7 protein-coding genes and 1 pseudogene are annotated in these 6,475 nt (G+C 29.1%); 3 read left to right on the forward strand and 5 right to left on the reverse strand.

Annotated features, from left to right (window positions below):
* From OYV_RS01010 to OYV_RS01025, 3 genes and pseudogenes are all read right to left on the reverse strand, one after another.
* On the reverse strand, positions 1-434 hold a 434-nt coding region (locus tag OYV_RS01010), incomplete at its 3' end, for an ABC transporter permease subunit (RefSeq protein ID WP_152550820.1).
* 88 nt (positions 435-522) lie between these two features.
* Positions 523-1,533: pseudogene (locus tag OYV_RS01015) on the reverse strand (substrate-binding periplasmic protein); the annotation flags it as partial.
* Between the two features lie 284 nt (positions 1,534-1,817).
* On the reverse strand, positions 1,818-2,147 hold the full coding sequence (locus OYV_RS01025) for a hypothetical protein (RefSeq protein WP_042067792.1): 330 nt from the start codon (positions 2,145-2,147) through the stop codon (positions 1,818-1,820).
* A 252-nt stretch (positions 2,148-2,399) separates the two neighbouring features.
* Here OYV_RS01025 and OYV_RS04805 point away from each other — a divergent pair, with 252 nt between their 5' ends.
* Positions 2,400-2,627: a hypothetical protein gene (locus OYV_RS04805; protein WP_148169635.1), complete on the forward strand. Its 228-nt coding sequence runs from the start codon at positions 2,400-2,402 to the stop codon at positions 2,625-2,627.
* Here OYV_RS04805 and OYV_RS04935 read toward each other — a convergent pair.
* Together OYV_RS04935 and OYV_RS04940 are read right to left on the reverse strand one after the other, a co-directional pair.
* On the reverse strand, positions 2,582-2,719 hold the full coding sequence (locus OYV_RS04935; protein ID WP_172642333.1) for a hypothetical protein: 138 nt from the start codon (positions 2,717-2,719) through the stop codon (positions 2,582-2,584). The two genes, OYV_RS04805 and OYV_RS04935, sit on opposite strands and share 46 nt — an antisense overlap.
* Positions 2,720-2,795: 76 nt before the next feature.
* Positions 2,796-2,957: a hypothetical protein gene (locus OYV_RS04940; RefSeq protein ID WP_172642334.1), complete on the reverse strand. Its 162-nt coding sequence runs from the start codon at positions 2,955-2,957 to the stop codon at positions 2,796-2,798.
* Positions 2,958-3,349: 392 nt separating this feature from the next.
* Here OYV_RS04940 and OYV_RS01030 point away from each other — a divergent pair, with 392 nt between their 5' ends.
* Positions 3,350-5,365, forward strand: a complete 2,016-nt coding sequence (locus OYV_RS01030; protein ID WP_011160849.1) for a DNA topoisomerase subunit B — start codon at positions 3,350-3,352, stop codon at positions 5,363-5,365.
* Positions 5,366-5,449: 84 nt separating this feature from the next.
* The coding region (locus tag OYV_RS01035) for a DNA gyrase subunit A (RefSeq protein ID WP_042067794.1) at positions 5,450-6,475 on the forward strand (1,026 nt) is incomplete at its 3' end.

Consider the following 6,475-nt stretch of genomic DNA (forward strand, 5'->3'; position numbering starts at 1 on the left):
GTTTTTTTATCTAAATAATTTGTCATTCTTACTAAAAATAAATAAATGATACTTACAATAAAATAAGGAGTAATTTGATCATAATCAAATACTTTATTTCTATCTGCTTGCCAAATAAAGCCCATAAATCCAACAACATAAAATAATGCAGTATCTTTAATATTTAGAATAAATTGTTGCCAAATAAAAGGTTTAGTTCTTTGTAATCCTTGTTCAAATAAAATATATTTAAAGACTTGTTTTTGATTCATTCCTAATGAATAAGCAGCCTCAATTTGTCCTTTATCCAACATTTTAATATTATGCATGAATAAATTAGTTAAATTAGCAATAGTATTTAGAGAAATAACTAATAAAGTAGTAATAAAAGGAGTAGCTAAAAAGGATAAGGAGGTTTTTTTAAATAACCAAATAAGGATAATAAATTCCAACATAACAATGCTTGAACCATAATAGGAACAGCATTTAGAAAAATAAATAACTCATCAATTAATTTAGATAGACCTTTATAAAGATAAAAAGCTAATAAAGAATTATTTTTTTATTTTGTTTTTCTGCATAAATCTTAATTTTAACAAAAAGCAAAGTAATTAAAAATCCTACAATAACACTATCAATAGCCGCCATAAAAGAAAAAACAAACGGTTTTTTATAAGTTGGTAATGTTTTCCAAACTTTTTGCCAAAAAGTAATTTCAGTTTTTTTATCACCATTAGAATTATTTGATTGTTTTATTTGTATATAATCTTGGGTAGCTGGTTTTAAAAAATTCTCATTATAATATTTTGTTTGTTCTGACTGATCAGAACTTTCATAAACAGCTTTAACAGCTTGTTGGAATTTTTCTTCTGATACTTTAGGATTGTGTTGTGCTTGTCTAATGAAAAAACCAAAAGGCTCAAAGGCAGGTTCTGCAAATTCATTATCTACAAATTCTAAAGTGGTAAGTTCGCCTGTTGTATCACTATTAGCAATACCTTGAGCAACTGGAGTATCAGTAATAAAACCATCTACTATGCCATCTTTAACTGCATTAACACAAACAGCAGAATCTGGATTAGTTAGTACTTTAGGGTCTGCTTCAGTACCTTCATATTTAAAATTATTTTTATGGTTTATTAGATGGTCTTTTTCTATTTGTATATGAAAAACAGACCCTTCCATAAGCATTAATTTTATTTTTTCATTGTCTTGTAATTCAACATTATTGTTTTTTAAAGTTATCAATTCTTGATTGGGTAATTTAAATTTTTGAAAAAATTCTTTTTTATTCTTTTTAATTAAAATACTTGCTGTTGCTTTTAAATAATTAATTCCATCAAAATTTTTTTGACGTTTTTCAGTATTATTCATAGAACCAATTATAAAATCTACTTGTTTTTTATTTAGAGCTGTTGTTAACCCTTCAACTCCATCATAGACTTTAATATCTAATTTATAACCTAGTTCTTTTGCTAATTCTTTACAAAATGCCATATCAGAACCAATAGTACCATCTTTTCCTTGAAAAGATAAAGGAGGCATATTCATAGTTCCTACAGTAAGTGTTTCTTTGTAATTATCTTCTTTTTTTCTTTATTTTTAGTGTTATTAAAATCTATTAATCCAAAAATATAAAGATGCATTAATACCCACGACCAAAAGCAAATATGAATTAAATTAAATCTTAGAATGTGTTTTTTATTTTTTCGTATATATCCAATAATATTGCTGTCTTGCATAAACGAGATAACATAAATCCTTTACTTTTATTTTTTTATATAACAAATTTAATTTACCATTAACTATAAGTCTTAAATTAGTATAAATTAAATGTTTTATTTTGTTAATATTAACTTTTTTGGATTGGTTTTCATAGAATATAAAAAATGGAATTTATCATATCCAATAGGACAACAAACACCTTTTTCATCAATGAAAAAAAATATTCTTTCAATATTGTTAATTCTTATTTGGTAAACTCGTTGTTCATCCATAATTTTTTGATAAAAATATTTAAAAACATGTTTTATACGAATTTCTGAAATAGAATGGAAACTATTGGAGTTTTTGTTTTCTATAATTTGGAGCCAAGTATTTTTTTTATCTAAATGTTGTTCTAAATTTAGATCTATATTATCATTGATTTTATTATTATCTAATTTCATTTTCAGAATAAAAATAATAAATTTCTTGATCGCTTATTTCATTTTCATGAAAAAAATTATTTTCATTGTAAGAGTTGCGCCAAGGATCTTCCATATGAGTTTTTTCAGCTAATTGCCATGCTTTTAAATTACCATATATATCAAGGATATGATTTATTGATTCTAAGTGTTTTGGTAGGATTGCCTTCTACTGTAGTTGTTTTGGTTTTAACTCCGTTTGCAGTTTGAATAAAAACTGTTTTGGTAGGTTGGTTGGGTTGGGTTGTTGTTTGTGTAGTTTTGTTGTCTTCTTTAACTGTTGTAACTTTTTTAGTTTCAGTTTCTTTTTCAGTTATTGTTTCAGTTGTTGTATTTCCTTCGGTAGTGGTTGTAGTTACTTCAGTTTTAGTAACTGTGCCACCATCTCCAAAAGTTTTAACTGTTACTTTGTTAAGTTATGGTTCAGTAGTTGTTTCGGTTTTAACGCCTTCAACAGTTTGAGTAACAACTTTTTTAGTAACTTTTCCATCAGCGTCTTTAGTAGTTTCAGTTGTTTTTTCGTCTTTGGTAACTGTTTTGACTGTTTGAGTCACTTTTCCTTCAGCATCCTTAGTAGTTACAGTTGTTTTGTTTCCTTCTTTAACTGTTGTAACTGTCTGAATAACTTTATCATCTTCCCCCCAAAGTTTCTACTACTTGAGTTGTTGTTGTTTCAGTTGTTAGTTCTGCTCCAACTGTTTGATAAGTATTAAATAAAGAAATAAAAAGTAAACTAAATAAAAATAAACTAAAAAATAAAGATTTTTTCTTGCCTAAGCTTACTATTTGCATTTATGCTTGTCCTTCCTTTTACAATATTAATATAGCAAAACAAAATTGCTATTACTTCTATTATAACTCAAAAAGCCAATTTAGAGTATTTTTTACTCAATAATTGTAAAAACCACAAAATAACTAGTTTTTATGTTATAATATGTTGTGATTAAGTTGTATAAAATATCATCTTTTTATCCAAATTATCAAAAACAATAATAAATATTTTACCAAAAATAATGAATTAAGAAATAATTGGTAAATGTTTTTCATAATTAATATTTTGCTATTTGCAAAGTTTTTTTATTTATCTTTTTACATGTTTTTCATGTTTTACAATTTTATTTTTATTCTTTATTCTTTAATCTATTTTTAATATTTTATAAATTTACAAAAAAGGAGCTATTCTTTTGAAAAATTACAATGCCGATAGTATTCAAATTTTAGAAGGTTTGGAAGCAGTTCGCAAACGACCAGGAATGTATATTGGTTCAACTGCTCAAAAAGGACTTCATCATTTAGTCTGGGAAATCGTTGATAATTCCATTGATGAAGCTTTAGCAGGACACGCTAACAAAATTACTTTAGAAATCCTACCTGGAGAAATTATTAGTGTTTCTGACAACGGTAGAGGAATCCCAGTTGATATTCACCCCAAAACAGGAAAACCAGCAGTAGAAACAATTCTAACTACTCTTCATGCTGGAGGAAAATTTGACAATTCTTCTTACAAAGTTTCAGGAGGACTTCATGGTGTAGGAGCCTCTGTGGTAAATGCTCTTTCTACTTGGTTTACTGTAGAAATTCATCTCAATAAGCAAATCTATTTTCAAAAATACGAAAAAGGAATTGCAGTTTCGCCTTTGGAAGTAATTGGAAAAACTAACAAACGAGGAACTACTATCCAATTTTTAGCAGACCCTGAAATTTTCCAAGAAACTACCATTTATAACTTTGATACTCTCAAAGAAAGAATGCAACAATTATCTTTTTTAAACAAAGGTCTTAAATTAAACATTGCTGACAAAAGATACGAAAAAGAAACTGTTTTTAACTTTTGCCATGAAAAAGGTTTGCAAGACTACCTAGATTTCATTAACACTAGTCACAAACAAACTCCTTTTCACGAAATTTTTTATCTGGAAAAAGAATTCCAAAAACTAGCTTTTGAAATTGTCTTTGAATACACTACCAAAATTCGTCCCCCTAAAAAAGATGCACAAGGAAACGAAATAGAAGAAAAAGAAGGCAAAGATGCTATTCCTAACTACACCCAAAACCAAAAAATCTTTTCTTTTGTTAACAATATTCCTACTCATGAAGGAGGAACTCACGAAGAAGGCTTTAAACTAGCCCTAAACCGTGTTATTTCTAAATATGCTAAGGAATTCAATCTTTTAAAAAAAGACGAACATTTATTAAGTGAAGACATCTTAGAAGGAATTACTGCTATTATTTCTTTAAAACATCAATACCCTCAATTTGAAGGACAAACTAAAGCCAAACTAGCAAATACTGAAGTAAGACAAATTACATCCCAATTATTTGGCGAATTTTTAGAAAAATATTTATTAGAAAATCCCCAAGATTCAAGAAAAATAATTGATAAATGTCTTCTTTCTGCAAATGCCCGTCTAGCTGCTAAACGTGCTCGTGAAGTAGTAAGAAACAAACCCCTTGATTCTTTAGGTTTTGCCTCCAAATTAGCTGATTGTAGAAGTAAAGACCCTCATATTTCTGAACTCTACATTGTCGAAGGAGATTCAGCGGGCGGTTCTGCTAAACAAGGAAGAGACTCACGTTTTCAAGCTATCCTTCCTTTACGTGGTAAAGTCCTTAATGTAGAAAAAAGTCTAGATGCCAAAATTCTTACCAATAAAGAAATTAAATCCTTAATACAAGCAATTGGTGCAGGAATTAACATTGGTAAAGGCAAAGACTTTAATATGGATAAAATCCGTTATCACAAAATTATCATTATGACAGATGCCGATGTTGATGGAGCTCACATAAGAACTTTACTATTAACTTTCTTTTTCAGACATTTCCGTAAATTAATTGAAAAAGGCTACATCTATTTTGCTCGTCCTCCTTTATACAAATACCAAAAAGGAAAAGGCGCTCCAAAATATTTTTATGATGAAAAAGCCAAACAAACTTTTGCAACTAAAAACAACTTAAAAGATGGTTTCCAAAGATACAAAGGACTTGGAGAAATGAATCCTAATCAACTTTGGGAAACAACTATGGACCCAGAAACTCGTACTCTTCTCAAAGCAAGCCTCAAAGATGCCCTTAATGCTTTAAGTGATGAAGAAGCCTTAATGGAAGCAGACCAAACTTTTAACATGTTAATGGGAGAAAAAGTCTTACCAAGAAAAAACTTCATCTTAGAAAAAGCCTTAGAAGCTGATTTAGACGTTTAATTATAAATAATTATTTTATACAACTAAAACTAACAAACCATAACATTAAATAACAACTAATATATATTTAAAAAGAGGTTAAAAATGAGCGACCAAAAAACTCAAAACGATGAAGCCAACAACCACAAAGACCACGATCATGGCAACATTCAAGAAGTAAACTTAAGCAAGGAGATGAAAAAATCCTTCTTAAGTTATGCAATGAGCGTAATTGTATCAAGAGCTTTACCAGACATTAAAGATGGCTTAAAACCAGTCCAAAGACGTATTTTATATAGTATGAAAGAATTAGGCGTCTACAGTCACGCAAGCTACAAAAAAGCAGCTCGTGTAGTTGGGGATGTTATGGGTAAATACCATCCTCATGGAGATTCAAGCATTTATGAGGCAATGGTAAGAATGGCTCAAGATTTTAGTTACCGTTATCCTTTAGTAGATGGTCATGGAAACTTTGGTTCAATTGATGGCGACAAAGCAGCAGCTATGCGTTATACTGAAGTTAAAATGGCAAAAATGGCAATGGAACTAATCAAAAACATTGACAAAGACACAATTGATTTTGTTGATAATTACGATGGTACTGAAAAAGAACCATTAGTACTTCCAACAGCTCTTCCCAACTTATTAATTAACGGAGCTACAGGAATTGCAGTAGGAATGGCAACCAAAATCCCTACTCATAATTTAGGCGAAGTCATTGATGGTTTAATTAACTACATTAATAATAAAGACATTTCCATTGATGAATTAATGCAACACATCAAAGGACCTGATTTTCCTACTGGTGGCGAACTTTTAGGCTTACAAAGTTTAAAAAGTGCTTATCACACCGGACAAGGAGCTGTTATCTTAAAGGCTAAAAGTCACGTTTCGAAAGAAAGAGGAAAAACTTCAATCATTGTTACAGAAATTCCTTATCAAGTCAAAAAAACTGATCTAATTGAAAAAATTGCTTTTCTAGTTAAAAACAAAATAGTAGAAGAAATCACAGACCTTAGAGACGAATCCAGTCGCAAAGGAATGAAAATTGTAATCGAACTTAAAAGAGACGCAAACAGTAAAATTATTCTTAACAAGCTTTATAAACATTCCCAATTAAGAATTTCTTTT

It is taken from the genome of 'Chrysanthemum coronarium' phytoplasma (genome assembly GCF_000744065.1).
Taxonomy (GTDB): domain Bacteria; phylum Bacillota_I; class Bacilli_A; order Acholeplasmatales; family Acholeplasmataceae; genus Phytoplasma; species Phytoplasma asteris.

Bases quoted from the DNA above. Each gene is read 5' to 3' on its own strand.
- OYV_RS04940 (WP_172642334.1), bottom strand. From the start codon at position 2,957: ATGCAAATAGTAAGCTTAGGCAAGAAAAAATCTTTATTTTTTAGTTTA.
- OYV_RS01025 (WP_042067792.1), bottom strand. From the start codon at position 2,147: ATGAAATTAGATAATAATAAAATCAATGATAATATAGATCTAAATTTA.